This window comes from Nocardioides sp., assembly GCF_030150155.1.
Classification (GTDB): Bacteria; Actinomycetota; Actinomycetes; order Propionibacteriales; family Nocardioidaceae; genus Nocardioides.
This window is the reverse complement of record NZ_JASLGR010000042.1, coordinates 1-18,516: the sequence shown is the minus strand read 5'-3', so window position 1 is coordinate 18,516 and position 18,516 is coordinate 1. Positions and strand designations below refer to the sequence as shown.

Here is an 18,516-nt window from a genome sequence, read left to right as displayed (position 1 = left end):
TGAAGAGCGGCTCGGCGCCGCAGACCACGAGGTCGTCGACGACCATGCCGACCAGGTCGAAGCCGATGGTGTCGTGGATGCCGAGGGCCTGGGCGATCGCGACCTTGGTGCCGACGCCGTCGGTCGAGGTGGCCAGGATCGGCCGGTCGTACGCCTTGAGCGCGCTGGCGTCGAAGAGGCCGGCGAAGCCGCCGAGGCCGCCGATCACCTCGGGCCGCTTCGTCTTGGCGACCGCCCCCTTGAACATCTCGATCGCGGCGTCCGCTGCGTGGATGTCGACACCGGCTTGGGCGTAGGCGTTGGTCACTGGACTCCTCGTGGATCGAGCTGGCGAGATCAGGGGTTGTTGAGGACCGGGAGGGCCTTGCCCGCCGTCGGGGACTGCAGCGAGACCTCGAGCAGGTGCTTGCCGAGCAGGCTCTCGTCGGGGAGGGCGACGGGATACTCGCCGGTGAAGCACGCGGCGCAGAGCTGGTCCGCGGGCTGACGGGTCGCCTCGATCATGCCCTCGAGCGAGATGTAGCCCAGCGAGTCGGCGCCGATGGAGGCGGCGATCTCGTTGACGTCGAGGCCGTTGGCGATCAGCTCGGCGCGGGTGGCGAAGTCGATGCCGTAGAAGCACGGCCACTTCACCGGCGGCGAGGAGATCCGGACGTGGACCTCGGCCGCACCGGCCTCACGCAGCATCCGGATCTGGGCGCGCTGGGTGTTGCCGCGCACGATCGAGTCGTCGACCACGACGATCCGCTTGCCGCGGATCATGTGCTCCAGTGCGTTGAGCTTGAGCCGGATGCCGAGCTGGCGCAGCGTCTGCGACGGCTGGATGAAGGTGCGGCCGACGTACGAGTTCTTCACGAACCCCTGGCCGAAGGGGATGCCCGCCTCCTCGGCGTAGCCGGTCGCGGCCGGGGTGCCCGACTCGGGCACCGGCATCACCAGGTCGGCGTCGACCGGGAACTCGCGGGCCAGCTGGCGCCCCATCTCCACCCGGGCCTCGTGCACCCCGCGACCGGCGATGGTCGCGTCGGGACGGGCGAGGTAGACGTACTCGAAGACACAGCCCTTGCGGGTCTGCTCGGCGAACGTGCGCGAGCGCAGGCCGTCGGAGTTGATGATGATCATCTCGCCGGGCTCGACCTCGCGGACGATGCTCGCACCGACGGTCGCCAGGGCGGCGTCCTCGGAGGCGACCACCCAGCCGTTGTCGAGACGGCCCAGCACCAGCGGCCGGATGCCGTGCGGGTCACGCGCCGCGTAGAGCGTGTCCTCGTCCATCCAGACCAGGCAGTAGGCACCGCTGATCTTCGGCAGCAGCTCCATCGCACGGTCCTCGACGGACTCGTCGGGGTGGTAGGCGAGCAGCTCGGTCAGCAGCGAGGTGTCGTTCGTCGCCGGGGCGACACCGTTGGAGCGCTGGATCTCCACCTCGTCGGGAGCGTCACCGAGCTCCTCGACCATCGCCCGCAGCTCGTGCGTGTTGACGATGTTGCCGTTGTGGCCCAACGCGATCGAGCCGTGCGCCGTCGGGCGGAACGTCGGCTGCGCGTTCTGCCAGGTGCTGGCACCGGTGGTGGAGTACCGGGCATGGCCGACGGCCATATGCCCCTTGAGGGAATCAAGGGTGGTCTCGTCGAAAACCTGCGAGACCAGGCCCATGTCCTTGTAGACCAGGATCTGACGGCCGTTGCTCACTGCGATGCCCGCGGACTCTTGTCCGCGGTGCTGCAGTGCATACAGACCGAAGTAGGTGAGCTTGGATACTTCTTCGCCGGGCGCCCACACCCCGAACACGCCGCACACGTGCCTTATTCTAAGGACGGGAAGCGGCAACCGCCGATTCCCCAGCCGAAACAGCGGGACAGGGAGCGGCACACCGCTCGTCGGTTCGGGAGGTTCGGGTCATGTCCGGGTCATGGGGGCACGGATGACCGGCCGCCCTGACGTCCCGCTCGAATCGGATTGACGTCCACCGAGCCGAACACAGGTCCCACGTGCCCCCTCGCCATTCCTTCTCGGCCGGGGCCGAGCCGTGGCCCGACGCACTGACGCGATCCTCGCTCCAGGTGTACGTCGACGGGCTGATCGGCTACGCCGGCTTCGGCATGGCGGTGATCTCGGTGCTGCGCGAGGACGGCAACTTCCACGTCGCCGCGGTGGCCGGCGCCACCCCCGAGGAGGAGGCCGAGATCCGCGCGCTGCGGACCCCGGCCACGCTGGTGCGCACCCTGCTGCGCGAGGCCGAGGACTGGGGACTGTTCAAGTTCGTCGCCGGTGACTCCACCCCGATCGGCCCCGAGTGGGGCTGGGTGCCCGAGATGGCGCCGGTGGACGCCGAGGACGCCTGGGACCCCGAGGACTGCCTGATCGCGCCGCTGTGCGACTCCGTCGGCACCGTGATCGGCTCGCTCAGCGTCGACCTGCCACCCGGCGGACGGCGCCCCGACCACGCCACCCGCGACCTGCTCAACCGGTACGCCGCCCAGGCGGGCCGCGCGATGGTCTCCGCGATCGAGCGCCGCTCCCTCAGCCAGCAGGCCTCGCTGGCCCAGGCAGCGCGGGTGCTGGTCAACGAGGCCACCATCAACGCGCCGCTGGCCGACGACTTCGTGGCCATCTCCGAACGCCTCACCACGCTCTTCGGCCTCTCCCACGTCCGGATCCGGGTGCTCGACGTGGACACCGCCAGCCTCCAGATCGTGACCGCCCCCGGTGCCGCCGACGACGCCATGCGGGCCACCATCGACACGGTCTTCCAGGAGCTCTGGGAGCGCCAGGAGGTGCTCGTCCTCGGCCCCGACCAGCAGCAGGGCGAGATCAGCCCCGCTGCCGTGGAACGGCTGCGGGCCTACCTGACCGCGCTCGGGGCCGGCTCCCTGCTGGCCGCCCCGATCGGCTCGGGCCGCGAGGCACTCGGCCTGCTCAGCCTCGCCCGGCCACCCGAGCGGACGCTGTGGACCGACCGCGAGCGCGACACCGTGCTGGAGATCTGCCGCGACCTGGGCCGGGTGCTGGTCAGCGCCCGGATGACCGAGGAGCAGAAGGTCCTCACCCGCGAGCTGCGCGAGATCCACACCCGCCGCTCCACCCTGATCCGCACCGTCGCGCACGAGCTGAAGAACCCGCTCACCGTGCTCAACACCAACCTGGAGCTGATCGAGTCGGGCCTGCTCGCCCCCACCGAGGTCCCCCGTACACTGGCGCGGATGGCGACCGCCGAGGGCCGGATGTCCCGCCTGATCGACGACCTCTCCGCCCTCACCCGGGCCTCGGCCCGGGCGGTGGCCCCGACCCCGCACGACCTCGGCCGGATGGTCACCGAGGCCTGCGACCTGGTCTGCCCCGACGACCGCGGACTGCGGCTGGTGCTGGTGGTGCCGCCCACCCCGGTGCTGGTCGACGGCGAGGCCAGCTCCCTGGACCGGGTGGTGATGAACCTGGTCAGCAACGCGGTCAAGTACACCGACCCTGGTGGCACCGTCCAGGTCGTCGTACGCCTGGACGGGGAGTACGCCGAGCTCGCCGTCAGCGACTCGGGGATCGGGATCGGCGAGGAGGACCGCAAGCGCCTCTTCCACGAGTTCTTCCGCGGCACGAACGTCGAGGACCGCCCCGGCACCGGTCTCGGGCTCACCATCGCCGCCCGCATCGTCGGCCGGCTGGGCGGCACCATCGAGGTCGAGTCGGCCCTCGGCGTGGGCAGCCTGTTCCGGGTGCGACTGCCGCTGCACGGGACGGAGGCCGACGCGTGAACGGCACCGGCAGCCTCGACCCGCAGTCAGGACTCGGCCCCTTCCTCCAGCTCACCGCCGACTCGGTGGTCGACCTGCTCGGCTTCCAGGTCTGCCAGGTGAGCCTGGCCGGGCCGGCCGGAATGGTCACCGTGGCCCACGCCGTGGACGGCGCGGCGCCGAACGACGACCCCGCCGCGGGCCGGCTCAGCGAGACCCTCACCGACATCGACGGCAGCACCATCGGCTGGCTCAGTGCGGTGCCGGGGCCCAGCCCGCTCACCGCCGCCCAGATCGACCTGCTGGTCGGCTACGCCCGGCAGGCCGAGACCGCGATCCGGGTCTCGATCGCCGTGCGCCACGACCTGGAGCAGATCCGTGCCGCCGACGCCAGCCGGTCCGCCGTACGTCGGCTGGCGGCCAGCGACGACGCGGCGGCCGCCTGGCCGGAGATCGCCGAGCGGATCGAGGAGGCGTACCAGGCCGAGGACGTGCTGGTGCACAGCCTCAACCTGGACGGCTCGGCGACGCTGGTCGTCACCCGGCAGGCCGATCACCCCGGCGCCGCGACCCTCGACTTCCTCACCGCCGCCGCCCGATCGGCGTGGCAGCGTCGCGAGGCCGAGCCGTACCGGTTCGACACCGCCGCGACCGCGGGGCTCTCCGCAGGCAACCGCGCCGACGTGCAGCGCTGGTCGCGGGCGGCGGGGCTGGGCAACGCGCTGCTGGTCCCGATCGGGGCGACCGAGGAGTGCCTGGGCGCCCTGCTGATCGCCCGCACCGCCGACGCCCCGGCCTGGACCGAGACCCAGGTCCGCGGCGCGACGGCGCTCGGCGCCGACCTCGGGCTGGTGCTCTACACCCGCCGGACGCTGGAGACCCAGGGGCGCTACCTCGATGAGCTGCAGGCGATCGACGCCTACCAGGACGACCTGCTCGACACCGTCACCGCGATGCTGCGGGCGCCGATGCGTCGGATCGGGGAGCGGATCGCGCTGCTGCGCGATGGTGAGGCCGGTGGTGCGGAGTCGGGTGTGGAGTCGGGTGTCGGGGACGACCCGGGCGCCGCGACCACCGCCGAGATCGCCGTCGACGTCGGGCAGATGACGAGCCTGGTCGACGACCTGCTCTTCTTCTCCCGGGTCACCGACCCGCGGCGCAGCCGGGAGGCCGAGGTGATCAACGTCGCCACGCTGGCCCGCCAGGTCGCCGACCATGTCTTCCCGATGGCCGCCGGGCTGTCACTGCGGGTGCGCAGCAGCGGCGCGTTCCCGCTGGTGCGCGGCGACGAGGACGAGCTCACCCAGCTCCTCACCACGGTGATCACCAACGCCGTCCAGTACACCGCCCAGGGTGCCGTCACCGTGACGGTGGCCAGCGGGGCGACCGAGGCGGAGATCACCGTCGCCGACACCGGTATCGGGATCCTGGCCGAGGACGAGCCGCACGTCTTCGAGGAGTTCTACCGGGGCGCGAACACCGAGGGGATCAGTGGCAACGGCCTGGGGCTGGCGATCGCCTCGCGCGTCGCCGAGCACCACGGAGGCCGGATCGAGCTCTCCACGGTGCCCGGCGAAGGTACCTCGGTGCGGATCTACCTGCCGCTGACCGCCGCCGGCTGAGCGGCGGGCAGCGGGCCGGCCTCAGGCGCCGAGGTTGCGCAGCAGCAGGGCCTCGCCGAGCAGGACGCGCTCGTACTCGGGCAGGTGCAGGCCCTCGTTGGGGCCGTGGGCACGGGTGTCGGGGTCCTCCACGCCGGTCACCAGCACCTGGGCGGCCGGGAACGCGTCGAGGAACTCGGCGATGAACGGGATCGAGCCGCCCACCCCCATCGAGATCGGGGCGGTGCCGTCCCAGGCCTCGGTGAACGCGCTGTGCGCAGCGTCGTACGACGTCCCGGAGGCGGGCAGCACGATCGGCTCGCCCGCATCGAGCAGCTTCGTGGACAGGGTGGCGCCCCACGGGGTGTGGGCACGCAGGTGCGCCTCGAGGCGGGCCGCGGCGTTGGCCGAGGTGTCGCCGGGGGCGATCCGGATCGTGATCCGGGCACGGGCGGCCGGGGTCAGGGTGTTGGAGGCGCCGTCGACCTTGGGGGCGTCGAAGCCGGTGACGGTGATCGAGGGCTGGGTCCACATCCGCTCCACGGCCGAGCCGTGGCCGACCCACTCGGTGGTCGCCAGGGCGCCGGACTCCGAGCGCAGCCGCTCCTCGGGGTACTCCACGTCGGCGGCCGGACCCGCGAGCAGCCCCTCGACGGCGGCGGAGCCATCGGCGTTCCAGAGCGTGTTGAGCAGCCGGATCATCGCCATGATCCCGTCGGGGGCCAGGCCGCCCCACATCCCGGAGTGGACGGCGTGGCTGAGGGTGCGCAGCTCGATGTCCATCCGGATCATGCCGCGCAGGCTGGTGGTGAGCGCGGGGATGCCGATGTCCCAGTTGCCCGAGTCGGCGATCACGATGGTGTCGGCCTCGAGCTCGTCCTTGAACTTCTCCAGCAGGTCGGGCAGGGTCGCGCTGGCGACCTCCTCCTCGCCCTCGATGAAGAGCCGTACGGTGACGGGCAGGTCGTCGCCCAGGGCGCGCAGGGCCGCGACATGGGCGATCACGCCGCCCTTGTCGTCGGCGGTGCCACGGCCGTAGAGCCGGTCGCCGCGCTGCTCGGGCTCGAACGGGTCGTCCTGGGTCCAGTCGGCGTGGTCGTTCTCCGGCTGGACGTCGTGGTGGGCGTAGAGCAGCACCGTGGGAGCGCCCTCGGGGCCCTTCTTCTCACCGATGATGGCCGGCGGGGCGCCGTCGAAGGCCCGCACGATCCGGGCGTCGACGCCCTCGGCGACGAAGAGGTCGCGGACCAGCTCCGCGGACCTCTCGACCTCACCCAGCCGGGCGGGGTCGGCACTGACGGACTGGATCCGGACGAGGCGCTTGAGGTCCTCGAGCGCTCCGGGGAGTTCGGCGGTGATGCGGGCCTTGAGTTCATCGGTCGAGACGGTCACCGTTCCAGACTATGCCGACGACACCGCCGTGCAGGCCCGAGGAGCCCTCCAGCACAGCACTGTGACTGCACTGTGACCAAGGCGCTCAGCCCAGCGGGAGGTACGGCGTCAGGTCGGTGCGCTCCCCCGAGGCCCGCACCCGGGCCTCGGCGTCGGTCCAGGCCAGCTCGCCGGTGGCCAGCGCGATCCAGGTGGCGGCGTCGGTCTCGATCACGGCCGGCGGCGTCCCGCGGGTGTGGCGCACCCCCTCGATGCACTGGATCGCGGCGAAGGGCGGGATCCGCACCTCCACGCTCTTGCCGGGCGCCTTGGCCTCCAGCACCGCGAGGTAGTGCTTGGTGAGCAGCTTGAGGTCGGCCTTGGCGGGGGCCTCCTGGGCGTCGTGGGCCGCACGGATCCGGGCACGGGCATCGGCGACGTCGAGCCGGTCGGCGGGCTTGAGGCGGGCCGGCATCAGGCACCCCCGAAGCCGCGGACGGTGAACGGCTCCGACGGCGCCGGTACGTCGGCCTCAGCACCGTCTCCACCAGCACCGTCGCCACCAGCACCGTCGCCGTGGAGGACGTCCGGATAGGGCTGGAGCACGGAGTAGAGCGAGTAGGTCTCGCGCTCCCCCGGCTCACCGGCGCGCTCGCGCCAACGGTTGACGAACGCCTGCAGGGCGTCGTTGAACTCGGCCACCTCGTCGACGGTCAGCCGGAGCGCGCTCTCACTGACGATTCGTTCGACGCCCTCGACGGGATCGGCGTAGGCCAGGTCCACCAGGTGGTGGGCGCGCGCCGACGCGCTGCGGCGGAAGACCTCGACCGCGGCCGGTCCGCCCGGCTGGGCGAGCACCTCGCGGGTCTTGAAGCTCACCCCACCCTCGGGGTCGGCCAGCTGCCAGACCCGGTCGCGCCGGTCCCGTGCGGCCTCGGGGGCCTCGTCGACCAGGCCGTACTTGGCCAACTGGCGCAGGTGGAAGCTCACCTGGTTGGCCGGAAGGTCGAGGTTCTGCGCCAGGTCCGCGGCCCGCGCGGTGCCCTCGGCCGAGAGCTCGGCGAGGATCCGGTTGCGGGTCGGGTGGGCGATAGCGCGGAGCACGCGTGGGTCGTCGTACGTCGCCATGGGGGCAGTCTATCCGAATCCCGCACTACTAGTTGCGCAACATGTCTTGCGCAACATACGGTGCGGACATGGCCGACGCCCCTCCCCTCGCCGCGAAGCCCTCCTCCGGCTTCCGCTCCCTGGCCCACAACCGGGACTTCACCCTGCTCTGGGTGGGCCAGACGATCTCCGAGCTCGGCGCCCGGGCGAGCACGTTCGTCTTCCCGATCCTGGCCTTCGCCCTCACCGACAGCACCGTGGCCGCCGCAGCCGTCGAGATGCTCTTCCTGTTCGGCCTGGCCACCACGATGCTGCCCGCCGGGGTGCTCGCCGACCGGCTCGACCGCCGGATGCTGATGCGCGCCTCGGCCGCGCTAGGCGCGATCCTCTACGCCTCGCTCGCCGCGGCGGGCGCCCTCGGGGCGCTCACCATCGAGCATCTGCTGATCGTCGCCCCGCTGACCGGCCTGACCACCGGCCTCTTCGCGCCCGCCGAGACCTCGGCGATCCGGACCGTCGTCAGCCCCGAGGAGATGCCCGCCGCGCTGTCCCAGCAGCAGGCCCGCCAGCACGTCGCCAGCCTGCTCGGGGCGCCGTTGGGCGGGGCGCTGTACAGCCTGGCCCGGTGGGCGCCGTTCGTCCTCAACACCCTCTCGTACGCCGTCGCCTGGGTGCTCCTCGGCCGGATCCGCACCGACCTGTCCCCCGCCACGACCGACGAGCCACGGTCCCACCCCGCCCGCGAGCTCACCGAGGGGCTGCGGTTCACCGTCGGGGTGCCCTTCCTGCGGGTGATGCTGCTGTGGTCGCCGCTGGCGAACCTGACCGCCAACGCACTCTTCTTCCTCGCCATCCTGCGTCTGGTCCGCGAGGGGACGCCGGCCGGGGCGATCGCCCTGGCTGAGGTCGCCGCCGGCGTGGCCGGGATCCTCGGCGCGGCCATCGCCCCGTGGCTGATCGCCCGGATCCCGACCGGGTGGATCATCATCGGTGCCGGGTGGAGCATGGTGCCGCTCGCCGTACCGATCGCGCTGTGGCCCACCGTGCCGGTGGTCGCCGGTGCGCTGGCCCTGATCATGGTGCTCAACCCGGCCGGCAACGCCGGTGTCGGCGCCTATCGGATCGCCCTCACCCCGCCGGCCCTGACCGGGCGGGTGCAGTCGGCGATGATGTTCACCGCGATGACGACGATGCCGCTGGCACCCGTGCTCGCCGGCGGCCTGCTCGGGCTGCTGGGCGGCCGCGACGGCGGTCTCGCGATCGCCGTCCTGCTGGCGCTCGCGGTGCTGGTCCCGACCTGTTCACGGGTCGTTCGCCAGGTCCCCCGCCCGGAGCTCTGGTCTGCTCACCAGGGCGGGACTAACGTCACATCATGGCCACCACACTGAACCCGTACCTGTCCTTCCAGGACACCGCGCGCGATGCCATGGAGTTCTACAAGACCGTCTTCGGCGGCGACCTGAACTTCTTCACCTTCGGCGACATGGGTGCCGAGGATGCGACTGCCAACCTCATCATGCACGCCTCCCTGGTGACGCCCAGCGGGTACACGCTGTTCGCCTCCGACACCCCACCCGGGATGCCGTTCCAGGCCGGCTCGCAGATCACCGTCTCGCTGTCGGGCCCGGCCGCCGACGAGGCCGAGCTGCGCGGCTACTGGGACAAGCTGGCCGCCGACGCGACCGTCCACATGGCCCTGGAGAAGCAGATGTGGGGCGACGTGTTCGGTCACCTGGTCGACCAGTACGGCACCCCGTGGATGGTGAACATCGGCCAGGAGGCCCCGCCGGCCTGACCACGAGGGCACCGGCGAGAGTTAAGTGCTGGTGAAATACGCCTGGATCGGCCCGAGGCGGGGCTTTCACCAGCACTTAACTCACCGACGAACTCACCGCGACCGGTCCGAGGGCAGTGCCCAGTCGAGTGGGCCGATGCCCAGCCTCCGCTCGATCGCGGCACGGCCCGCGGGACGATAGAGACTCCCGGCGAGAAGGTCCCGCCACGGCTGTGCGCTGATCCGCCGACGTGCCGCGGCCTCGATTGGGGCGAGGATCCCCTCAGGATCGTTGAGCAGGTCCTGTGCGACGTACCCCCGCCGATGGAAGCCCGCGTCAGCCAACCGCCGCTCCCGAGCCAGATCCCTCACCTGTACGTCGGCCTCGCGATGTTGCGCACCGTCGTACTCCTGAAACTGGCCGGTCGATTCGACCATCAGGTCGATGCGCGCCACGAAGCGGCCGTGCTCATCGGTGATGTCGACCTGCGGCGTCACCCGCACCCCGCAGACCACGTGCAGCATCCGCAGCATCGACTCCCAGGGCGACTCCGAGCGGCCATCCGCCAGTGCCAGTGCCTCTCGAAAGCGGACCACACCACGGCGCTTCCGGCGCTGGATCCGGTCCAGCTCGGCACGGCTGCACAACTCAAGGTGTAGCGCGGAGTCGATCAGGATCACCGCATCGAGCAAGCCCAGGTAGCGACAACAGCACACCAGCGCTTCGGGAACCGTCACCACTCGGGCTCCGCTCACCAGACACGAAGCCGGCGCGACCGGGTGCCGGATCACGTGAAGCCCCTCTCGCACGGGCGTGGTCTCGTACGGATGGCGGGCGAGCGCCACCATCACCGGCAGCCCCGACGGAGTCCAGGGCAGCCAGAGGCCGTGAGCCAACGCGGCGGTGAGGCCGGTGCCGACCGCATCCCTGGGCAGTGCGGGCAGCCACCCCCGGAGCTCAGCAAGCGCTGCCGCCGAGCGGGTGGCGTCGACGAGCCGGTCGGGCCGGGCCGGCACAGGCGTCGGGGCAGAGATCCAGACACCACGACTGGGGTGGGACGGAGTGGGGCGCATCGGCCCAGGTTCCGCATGACAGGCGCGGCCCGCTCGCGCCGTACGCCGCCCTGTGGATGAGGCCCGAAAAACGCCGCCCTGTGGAGGCCCCGCGGCTGCCCATTCGGGTTAACTGCTGGTCAAACCTCTCCAAATCGCCCCGGAGAGGGACTTTCACCAGCAGTTAACCCAGCAAGGGCCAGAGGATCAGGCCATCGCAGCCGGGAGCGTCGCCTCCCAGGCCGCCTTGAGCTCGGCGACCGGGATCTCGAACTGGCCCTCGACCTTGATCACGTCGCCGCCGGTGACACCGATCTCGGTGACGACCACGTCGGCCTCGGAGGCGGCCCGCACGAACGCCGCGCCGTCCTCGAGGTGGGTCGTGACCAGGATCCGGCCGGCCGACTCGGAGAAGAGCGCCACGAAGGCGTCCCCGTCCAGGGCCACCTCGGCACCGATGCCGGAGTCGATCGCGGCCTCGGCCAGGGCCTGGGAGAGGCCGCCGTCGGCGAGGTCGTGCGCCGAGACGATCAGCGACCGGGCGGCGGCGATCAGGTCGGCGTTGCGCTTCTCCGCGGCCAGGTCGACGCGCGGCGGCAGACCACCGAGGTGACCGTGCACGACGTGCGCCCACTCCGAGCCCGACAGCTCCTCGCGGGTCTCGCCGAGGACGAAGATCCGCTGGCCCGCGGCGGCGAACGCCGACGGGATCCGGGTGGTGACGTCCTCGATCACGCCGAGGGTGGCCACGACCGGCGTCGGCAGGATCGCGACGTCGCCGGTCTGGTTGTACAGCGAGACGTTGCCGCCGGTGACGGGCAGGCCGAGCTCGAGGCAGGCGTCCTTGAGGCCACGGCAGGCCTCGGCGAACTGCCACATCACGTCAGGGTCCTCGGGCGAGCCGAAGTTGAGGCAGTCCGAGATCGCCAGCGGAGTGGCGCCGACGGTCGCGACGTTGCGGAAGGACTCGGCCAGCGAGAGCTGCGCACCGGTGTACGGGTCGAGCTTGGCGAACCGGCCGTTGCCATCGGTGGAGAGCGCGACGCCGCGGGCGGAGTCCTCGGCGATCCGGATCATGCCGGAGTCGGCCTTGCGGGACATGATCGTGTTGCCGCGCACGTAGTGGTCGTACTGCTGGGTCACCCAGGTCTTGTCGCACAGGTTCGGCGAGGCGACCAGCTGGAGCCAGGTCGACCGGAGCTCCTCGGCCGACGCGGGACGCGCGAGCGCCTCGGCGGTGTCGGCCTGGAGGGTGTCCTGCCAGGCGGGGCGGGCGAACGGGCGGTGGTAGACCGGGCCGTCGTGGGCGACGGTGCGCGGGTCCACGTCGACGATGGTCTGGTCGTGGAAGTCGATCACGAGGCGACCGTTGCCGGTGACCTCGCCGATGGTGGCGGCCTCGACGTCCCACTTGGCGCAGATCTCGTAGAACCGGGCCTCGTCCTCGGGGGCGATGACAGCCATCATCCGCTCCTGGGACTCCGACATCAGGATCTCTTCGGGCGTCAGCGTGGAGTCACGCAGCGGCACCCGCTCGAGGTGGACGTGCATGCCACCGTCGCCGGCCGCGGCCAGCTCGGAGGTGGCACACGAGATGCCGGCCGCACCGAAGTCCTGGATGCCGCGCACGATGCCCGAGGCGAAGAGCTCCAGGGTGCACTCGATCAGCAGCTTCTCCATGAAGGGGTCGCCGACCTGGACCGAGGGGCGCTTGGCGGGGCCGTCCTCCTCGAACTCGATCGAGGCCAGGATGGAGGCGCCGCCGATGCCGTCGCCGCCGGTGCGGGCGCCGTACATGATGACCAGGTTGCCGGCACCGGACGCCTTCGCCAGGTGCAGGTCGTCGTGCCGCAGTACGCCGACCGCGAGCGCGTTGACCAAGGGGTTGCCGAGATACGTCGGGTCGAAGACGACCTCGCCGCCGATGTTCGGCAGGCCGAGGCAGTTGCCGTAGCCACCGACGCCGGCCACAATCCCGGGCAGCACCCGGTGGGTGTCGGCCTCGTCGAGCGGGCCGAAGCGGAGCGGGTCCATCACGGCGACCGGGCGGGCACCCATCGCGAGGATGTCGCGGACGATGCCGCCGACGCCGGTCGCGGCGCCCTGGTAGGGCTCGACGAAGGACGGGTGGTTGTGCGACTCGACCTTGAAGGTGACCGCGTAGCCCTCGCCGATGTCGATCACGCCGGCGTTCTCGCCGATGCCGGCGAGCAGCTTGCCGGCCGGGGTCTCCTGCGGAATCTCCCCGAACTGCTTGAGGTGGACCTTGGAGGACTTGTAGGAGCAGTGCTCGGACCACATCACCGAGTACATCGCCAGCTCGGCGCCGGTGGGACGCCGTCCGAGGATCTCGCGGATGGCGGCGTACTCGTCCTCCTTGAGGCCCAGCTCGAGCCACGGCAGCGCCTTGTCGGGATCGGAGGCGGCCACCTCGACGGTGTCGAGCTTGGGGAGCGAGTCAGGGGCGGTGATCGGAGCCGAAGTCACGGCGCTCAATCTAGCCGAGACAGGGGCCGATCCCTTAGCCGAGGCAGTGCTCAGCGGAGCAGGCCGTCGGCCACGACCTCGAGCAGCGGACGGACCGCCGCCGCGTCCATCTCCGACTGGTCGGCCATCGAGGCCACGCCGCCGACGAGCTTGACCACCTGGATCGGGTTGACGTCGCTGCGCATGGCGCCTTCGAGCCGGCCCAGGACCGCCTCGTTGGCCTCGCGCAGCGCCTGGCACTTGGTCACCAGCGGGGAGCTGGCGTCGTCGATCGCCGCGGTCAGCTTGGCCGGGGTGCCCTTGTTGTAGGAGATCAGCCGGACGTAGGTCTCCAGCCACTCCAGCAGCAGCTCACGGCCCTCGTTGGTCGAGGCGAGCACCTTCTCCTTGGAGCTGGTGACGTTGTCGACCCAGGCCTGCATCACGGCGTCGTGCAGTGCCTCGCGGGTGGCGAAGTGGCGGTAGAGGGTGCCGGGGCCGACCTCGGCGCGACGGGCGATCTCGTCGAGCGGGGCGTCGTAGCCCTTCTCCCGGAAGACGGCGCGCGCCGCCTCGATGATCCGCTCGCGGTTGCGTACGGCGTCGGCCCGCATCGTCCCGTCCTTCCGGGTGCACCACTGAGGCGCACGTCACCCTTGCTAAACGGAGACAGTCTCCGTTAATCTCTTCTCCAAGCGGAGAACGTCTCCAGATTACCTCTACTCGGCCCGATCGGGCCAGAACCAGGATCTCCCCTCATGTCTGTCTCCACACCCACGCGTGCCCACCAGGCCGATGCCGGTGGCCAGACGCAGCCCGGTCGCGCCTCGACCGTCGGCCTCGCCTTCGTACTCCTCGCCCAGCTCATGCTCGTGCTCGACGCCACCATCGTGAACGTCGCCCTCCCCGACATCGCCTGGCTCGGCTTCGGCCCGGCCTCGCTGTCGTGGGTGCTCAACGCCTACACACTCGCCTTCGGCGGCCTGCTGCTCCTCGGCGGGCGGCTCGGCGACGTCCTCGGTCGGCGCCGGATCTTCCTGCTCGGCGTGGCCGTCTTCACCACCTTCTCCCTGCTCGGCGGACTGGCGGTCAACCCGACCATGCTGGTCGCCTCCCGCGCCCTGCAGGGTGTCGGTGCGGCGCTCGCCGCCCCCAGCGTGCTCGCCCTGATCACCACCAACGCCGGCACCGAGGCCGCCCGCAACCGTGCCCTGGCCGCCTTCACCGCCGTCTCCTCGGGCGGTGGCGGACTCGGCCTCATCCTCGGCGGCATCCTCACCGAGGCGATCTCGTGGCGCTGGACCATGTTCGTCAACGTCCCCGTCGGCCTGCTCGTGCTGGCCGTGGTCCCCCGCCTGATCGGCGAGACCCCGCGTCGCCACGGCCGCTTCGACCTGGTCGGCGCGGTCTCGGCCACCGGTGGCGCCGTCGCCCTGGTCTTCACCCTGGTCAAGGCCCCCGAGTGGGGCTGGACCAGCGCCGCCACCCTCGGCGGGATCGCCCTGGCCCTGGCACTGTTCGCCCTGCTGGTCCTCACCGAGCAGCGCCACCCGCACCCGCTGCTGCGTCCGGCCCTGCTGCGCAACCGGCGCCGGGTGGCGACCCTGGTCGCCTCGGTCTCGCTCTTCGGCTCGATGCTCGGCGTCTTCTTCGTCACCGTGCAGTTCCTGGAGGACCACCTCGCCCTGAGCCCGATCCAGGCCGGGTTCGGCTTCCTGCCGTGGCCGCTGTCGATCTTCACGCTGTCGCGGTTCACCCCGCAGCTGGTCGCCCGCTTCGGTCACGCCCGGATGATCCTGGCCGGGATGCTGCTCGGGATCGCCTCGTTCGCCCACCTGGCCACCCTCGGCCACGGGGCCGGGTACTGGTCGATCATGCCCTCGCTCCTCCTCGGCGGTACGGCGATCGGGCTGGCCATGATGCCGATGACCGGTCTCGTCCTGACCGGGGTCGAGCCCGAGCACGCCGGCTCCGCCTCGGGCCTGCTGCAGACCACCCAGCAGCTCGGCGGGGCGATCGGCTTCGCGATCGTGACCAGCGTCTACGCCTCGCACCAGTCGGTGAGCTTCATCGACGGCGCCCGGGCCGGCTACACCGCCGCGGTGGTGCTGATCGGGATCGGCGCCCTGGCGGCTCTGAGCCTGGTGATCCGGCGCCCCGGCCCGGCCTTCGAGACCGCCTGACGGACGCGAAACCTGGGGCTGAAGTGACTTCTGAGGTTAAAGTCACGTCATGTTCCAGGTCAGGCCCGCCCTGCTCCATCCACGCACGTTGCTGATCGCAGCCACGGTGATCGCCCTCGCGGTGGTCTTCCTGGTGCTGCCCCAGGTCCGCAACGACACGGCTCGCACCACCGCCGCTAACCCGGTCACGCCCCGGGCCTTCACCGGCCTCGGCTTCGACCAGTGCCAGGCGCCGAAGCAGTCAGCGATGGACGCATGGCGGGCCAAGAGCCCGTTCAAGGCCGTCGGCATCTACGTCTCGGGTGACTCCCGGGCCTGCCGCTCGCAGACCTACCTCAACTCCACCTGGGTCTCCACCCAGCTGGCCCAGGGGTGGCACCTGCTCCCGATCGTGCTCGGCCCGCAGGCCTCCTGCCAGCCGCGGTTCCCGCGCTACAAGGACGACTTCAAGATCAGCGCGACCGCCACCGGCACCTACGCCAAGGCCTCGGCCCAGGGCACCACCGAGGGCACCAAGTCCGTCGCGGACGCCAAGTCACTCGGCATCGTCCCCGGGAGCACCCTGTTCTACGACCTCGAGGGCTTCACCTACACCAACACCGCCTGCCGCGAGTCGGCCCTGCGCTTCGTCTCTGCCTGGAACGCCCGGGTCAAGGCGCTGGGCTACCGCGCCGGTTTCTACTCCAGCGCCGGCTCCGGGATCAAGATGATCGAGGCCGCCCGGGTGAACCGGACCGCCGGCATCACCCTCCCCGACGTGCTCTGGCTGGCGCGGTACGACGGCAAGGCGAACACCAGCGCCACCGACTACCTCTCCGACGCCGGCTGGCAGGGCTCCCGGATCAAGCAGTTCCAGGGCGGCCACAACGAGACCTACGGCGGCGTGACGATCAACATCGACCGCAACTACCTGGCGCTGGCGGCACCGCCGGCGACCAGCACGCCGAAGCCGGCCACCACCGCCGCGGCTCCGACGAAGGCGCCCTCCCCCGCGACGACCGCTCCGACCACGGCGGCCGCGGAGAGGCACTGCGGCGGGGTGAAGGTCGACCTCGCCCTGTACCCGCTGGTGCGCAAGCCGACCGCCACCTTCACCCCGCGCAAGGACGCCGTCGCGGCCCTGACCTGCCTGCTGCGGGAGCGGACGATCTACCGGGGCCCGGTCACGTCGACGTACACGGCTGAGACGCAGGCCTTCGTCAGGCTCTGGCGCAAGAACCACGGGATGGCGGTCAACACGCTGTGGACCGCGAAGCAGTGGATGTGGCTGCTGGCCAAGGGCTCGCGCCCGACGCTCCAGGCCACGACCACCGGCTCCCGGGTCCGCGACGTGCAGCGTGCCCTCAACGCCGCGAACAAGCAGCTCGGCCTGCAGATCACCGGCTCGTTCAACAAGACCTCGCTGCGGGCGCTGCGCGCCTGGCGGGCGAAGGTCGGGCTGCCCACCGGCAAGCCGTTCGGCGTCACCGAGTGGCGTGCGCTGCAGGCCGGTCGCCGCTGAGCGACCCGCAGCGCGCAGGCGGACGAACCCACCGACGACGACGGGCCCCGGTTCTCACGATCGTGAGAGCCGGGGCCCGTTCGGTGTCTGAGGCAGGCGGGCTGCCGAGGTCAGCTGAGCGCCGAGGCGACGAAGCCGGCCAGGCTGGTGAAGAAGCCGGCGCCGTCGGTGCCGGAGCCGGTGAGCTCCTCGACCGCGTGCTCGGGGTGCGGCATCAGGCCGACCACGTTGCCGCGCTCGTTGGTGATGCCGGCGATGTCGTTGACCGAGCCGTTGGGGTTCATCCCGACGTAGCGGGCCACGATCCGGCCCTCGCCCTCCAGCCGCGCGATGGTCTCGGCGTCGGCCTGGAACTGGCCCTCACCGTTCTTCAGCGGTACGACGATCTCCTGACCGTGCTCGTACGCCGAGGTCCACGGGGTGGTCGCGTTCTCGATCCGCAGGGTCTGGTCGCGGCAGATGAACTTGAGGTGGTCGTTCATCAGCAGGCCGCCGGGGAGCAGGTGCGACTCGACCAGGATCTGGAAGCCGTTGCAGATGCCGAGCACGGGCATGCCCTTGTTCGCGCCCTCGATGACCTCGGTCATGATCGGGGCGAACCGGCTGATCGCACCGCAACGCAGGTAGTCGCCGTAGGAGAAACCGCCCGGCAGGATGACGGCGTCGACGCCCTGCAGGTCGTGGTCGCCGTGCCACAGCGAGACCGGCTCGTTGCCGGTGAGGCGGACCGCCCGAGCAGCGTCGACGTCGTCGAGCGTGCCCGGGAAGGTGATGACTCCGACCTTCATCAGGCTTCGATCCGCACGACGAAGTTCTCGATGACCGTGTTGGCCAGGAAGGTCTCGGCGAGCTTCTCGATCTCGGCGATCGTGGCGGCCGAGGTGTCGGCGACCTCCAGCTCGAACCGCTTGCCCTGGCGGACCTCGGTCACCCCGGAGAAGCCGAGCCGGGGCAGCGCGCCGAGAACGGCCTTGCCCTGGGGGTCGAGAATCTCGGGCTTGGGCATGACATCAACGACGATGCGAGGCATGGCGGTGAGTCTAGAACGTGCCTCGGCAGCCGGTCGCATCCGCAGGCGCTAGTGGCTCGGGCCGCGAGGGGCCAGACTGGAGCCATGAGCAATCCGAATGTCCAGGCTGCCCTGGCCGCAGCCCAGTTCAAGCTGCAGTTTCCGCAGTCGCTGGCGACGTACGACGACTACGCCTCGGCCCAGAAGACGGTGGACTACCTCTCCGACCACGAGTTCCCGGTGCAGAACTGCATGATCGTCGGGACCGAGCTCAAGCAGCTCGAGCGGGTCACCGGCCGGCTGACCACCCCGCGGGTGGCGCTGGGCGGCCTGCTCAGCGGCCTCTGGCTGGGTCTCTTCGTCGGCATCCTGTTCACCCTCTTCACCAGCGGCAACGCCCTGGGCCAGATCGCCTCGACGATGCTCTTCGGTGCGGCGTTCGGTGTGATCTGGGCACTGGCGGGCTACATGGCGACCCGGGGCCAGCGCGACTTCTCCTCGATCACCCAGGTGGTGGCGACGAAGTACGAGGTGCTGGTCGAGCACAAGGTCGCCGCCCAGGCCCGCGAGCTGCTCGCCGGGCTGCCGGGCGCGCTGCCCAACCCCTTCCTGTGAACTTGGGGAAAGTAACCCCACACACCCGGTGAACGTGGGGAAAGTAACGCCCGCAGAACGCCGAACCGGCGGAAAGTCACAGCTCCAGCTGTGACTTTCCGCCGGTTC

Annotated in this window: 17 protein-coding genes; 7 read left to right on the top strand and 10 right to left on the bottom strand. The window is 71.0% G+C overall.

What is annotated here, in order from left to right; translation table 11 throughout:
* Together Q1V88_RS13595 and purF are read right to left on the bottom strand one after the other, a co-directional pair.
* Positions 1-247: AIR synthase related protein (locus Q1V88_RS13595; protein WP_300681810.1), on the bottom strand; the 247-nt coding region annotated here is incomplete at its 3' end.
* Positions 248-336: 89 nt separating this feature from the next.
* A complete protein-coding gene (purF, locus tag Q1V88_RS13590) occupies positions 337-1,800 on the bottom strand; it encodes an amidophosphoribosyltransferase (RefSeq protein WP_300681808.1) in 1,464 nt (487 codons plus the stop codon).
* Between the two features lie 191 nt (positions 1,801-1,991).
* On the opposite strand from purF, the gene Q1V88_RS13585 reads away from it, so the two are divergent.
* Together Q1V88_RS13585 and Q1V88_RS13580 are read left to right on the top strand one after the other, a co-directional pair.
* Entirely contained in the window at positions 1,992-3,749 is a 1,758-nt protein-coding gene (locus Q1V88_RS13585; RefSeq protein WP_300681806.1) for a HAMP domain-containing sensor histidine kinase, read from the top strand.
* Positions 3,746-5,350, top strand: a complete 1,605-nt coding sequence (locus Q1V88_RS13580) for a HAMP domain-containing sensor histidine kinase (protein WP_300681804.1) — start codon at positions 3,746-3,748, stop codon at positions 5,348-5,350. Before Q1V88_RS13585 ends, Q1V88_RS13580 begins: the two co-directional genes overlap by 4 nt.
* A gap of 21 nt (positions 5,351-5,371) precedes the next feature.
* Here the strand turns inward: Q1V88_RS13580 and Q1V88_RS13575 are convergent, their stop codons facing one another.
* The 3 genes from Q1V88_RS13575 to Q1V88_RS13565 all read right to left on the bottom strand — a co-directional run bounded on the left by Q1V88_RS13575 (position 5,372) and on the right by Q1V88_RS13565 (position 7,828).
* Entirely contained in the window at positions 5,372-6,721 is a 1,350-nt protein-coding gene (locus Q1V88_RS13575; protein WP_300681803.1) for a dipeptidase, read from the bottom strand.
* An 85-nt stretch (positions 6,722-6,806) separates the two neighbouring features.
* Entirely contained in the window at positions 6,807-7,175 is a 369-nt protein-coding gene (locus Q1V88_RS13570) for a sterol carrier family protein (protein WP_300681801.1), read from the bottom strand.
* A complete protein-coding gene (locus tag Q1V88_RS13565; RefSeq protein WP_300681800.1) occupies positions 7,175-7,828 on the bottom strand; it encodes a helix-turn-helix domain-containing protein in 654 nt (217 codons plus the stop codon). Before Q1V88_RS13565 ends, Q1V88_RS13570 begins: the two co-directional genes overlap by 1 nt.
* A gap of 68 nt (positions 7,829-7,896) precedes the next feature.
* On the opposite strand from Q1V88_RS13565, the gene Q1V88_RS13560 reads away from it, so the two are divergent.
* Positions 7,897-9,195: an MFS transporter gene (locus tag Q1V88_RS13560; protein ID WP_300681798.1), complete on the top strand. Its 1,299-nt coding sequence runs from the start codon at positions 7,897-7,899 to the stop codon at positions 9,193-9,195.
* Positions 9,180-9,602 carry a VOC family protein gene (locus Q1V88_RS13555; RefSeq protein ID WP_300681796.1) on the top strand — a complete coding sequence of 141 codons (423 nt, stop codon included), beginning with the start codon at positions 9,180-9,182 and terminating at the stop codon, positions 9,600-9,602. Before Q1V88_RS13560 ends, Q1V88_RS13555 begins: the two co-directional genes overlap by 16 nt.
* Positions 9,603-9,695: 93 nt before the next feature.
* Here Q1V88_RS13555 and Q1V88_RS13550 read toward each other — a convergent pair whose 3' ends face one another.
* The 3 genes from Q1V88_RS13550 to Q1V88_RS13540 all read right to left on the bottom strand — a co-directional run bounded on the left by Q1V88_RS13550 (position 9,696) and on the right by Q1V88_RS13540 (position 13,714).
* Positions 9,696-10,655, bottom strand: coding sequence for a hypothetical protein (locus Q1V88_RS13550; RefSeq protein ID WP_300681794.1), 960 nt, complete (start codon positions 10,653-10,655; stop codon positions 9,696-9,698).
* Positions 10,656-10,841: 186 nt separating this feature from the next.
* Positions 10,842-13,121, bottom strand: coding sequence for a phosphoribosylformylglycinamidine synthase subunit PurL (purL, locus tag Q1V88_RS13545; RefSeq protein WP_300681793.1), 2,280 nt, complete (start codon positions 13,119-13,121; stop codon positions 10,842-10,844).
* A gap of 50 nt (positions 13,122-13,171) precedes the next feature.
* On the bottom strand, positions 13,172-13,714 hold the full coding sequence (locus Q1V88_RS13540) for a TetR/AcrR family transcriptional regulator (protein WP_300681791.1): 543 nt from the start codon (positions 13,712-13,714) through the stop codon (positions 13,172-13,174).
* Between the two features lie 144 nt (positions 13,715-13,858).
* Between Q1V88_RS13540 and Q1V88_RS13535 the strand changes: the two genes are divergently transcribed.
* Entirely contained in the window at positions 13,859-15,283 is a 1,425-nt protein-coding gene (locus Q1V88_RS13535; protein WP_300681789.1) for an MFS transporter, read from the top strand.
* Between the two features lie 49 nt (positions 15,284-15,332).
* Positions 15,333-16,784: a glycoside hydrolase domain-containing protein gene (locus tag Q1V88_RS13530; protein ID WP_300681787.1), complete on the top strand. Its 1,452-nt coding sequence runs from the start codon at positions 15,333-15,335 to the stop codon at positions 16,782-16,784.
* A gap of 110 nt (positions 16,785-16,894) precedes the next feature.
* On the opposite strand, the gene purQ is transcribed toward Q1V88_RS13530, so the two are convergent.
* Both purQ and purS read right to left on the bottom strand, forming a co-directional pair.
* Positions 16,895-17,572, bottom strand: a complete 678-nt coding sequence (gene purQ / locus Q1V88_RS13525) for a phosphoribosylformylglycinamidine synthase subunit PurQ (protein ID WP_300681786.1) — start codon at positions 17,570-17,572, stop codon at positions 16,895-16,897.
* Positions 17,572-17,814: a phosphoribosylformylglycinamidine synthase subunit PurS gene (gene purS, locus Q1V88_RS13520; RefSeq protein WP_300681785.1), complete on the bottom strand. Its 243-nt coding sequence runs from the start codon at positions 17,812-17,814 to the stop codon at positions 17,572-17,574. Before purS ends, purQ begins: the two co-directional genes overlap by 1 nt.
* A gap of 84 nt (positions 17,815-17,898) precedes the next feature.
* Here purS and Q1V88_RS13515 point away from each other — a divergent pair, with 84 nt between their 5' ends.
* Complete coding sequence (locus Q1V88_RS13515; protein WP_300681784.1) at positions 17,899-18,408, top strand: general stress protein; 510 nt, start codon at positions 17,899-17,901, stop codon at positions 18,406-18,408.
* The last annotated feature ends 108 nt before the right edge of the window (positions 18,409-18,516 follow it).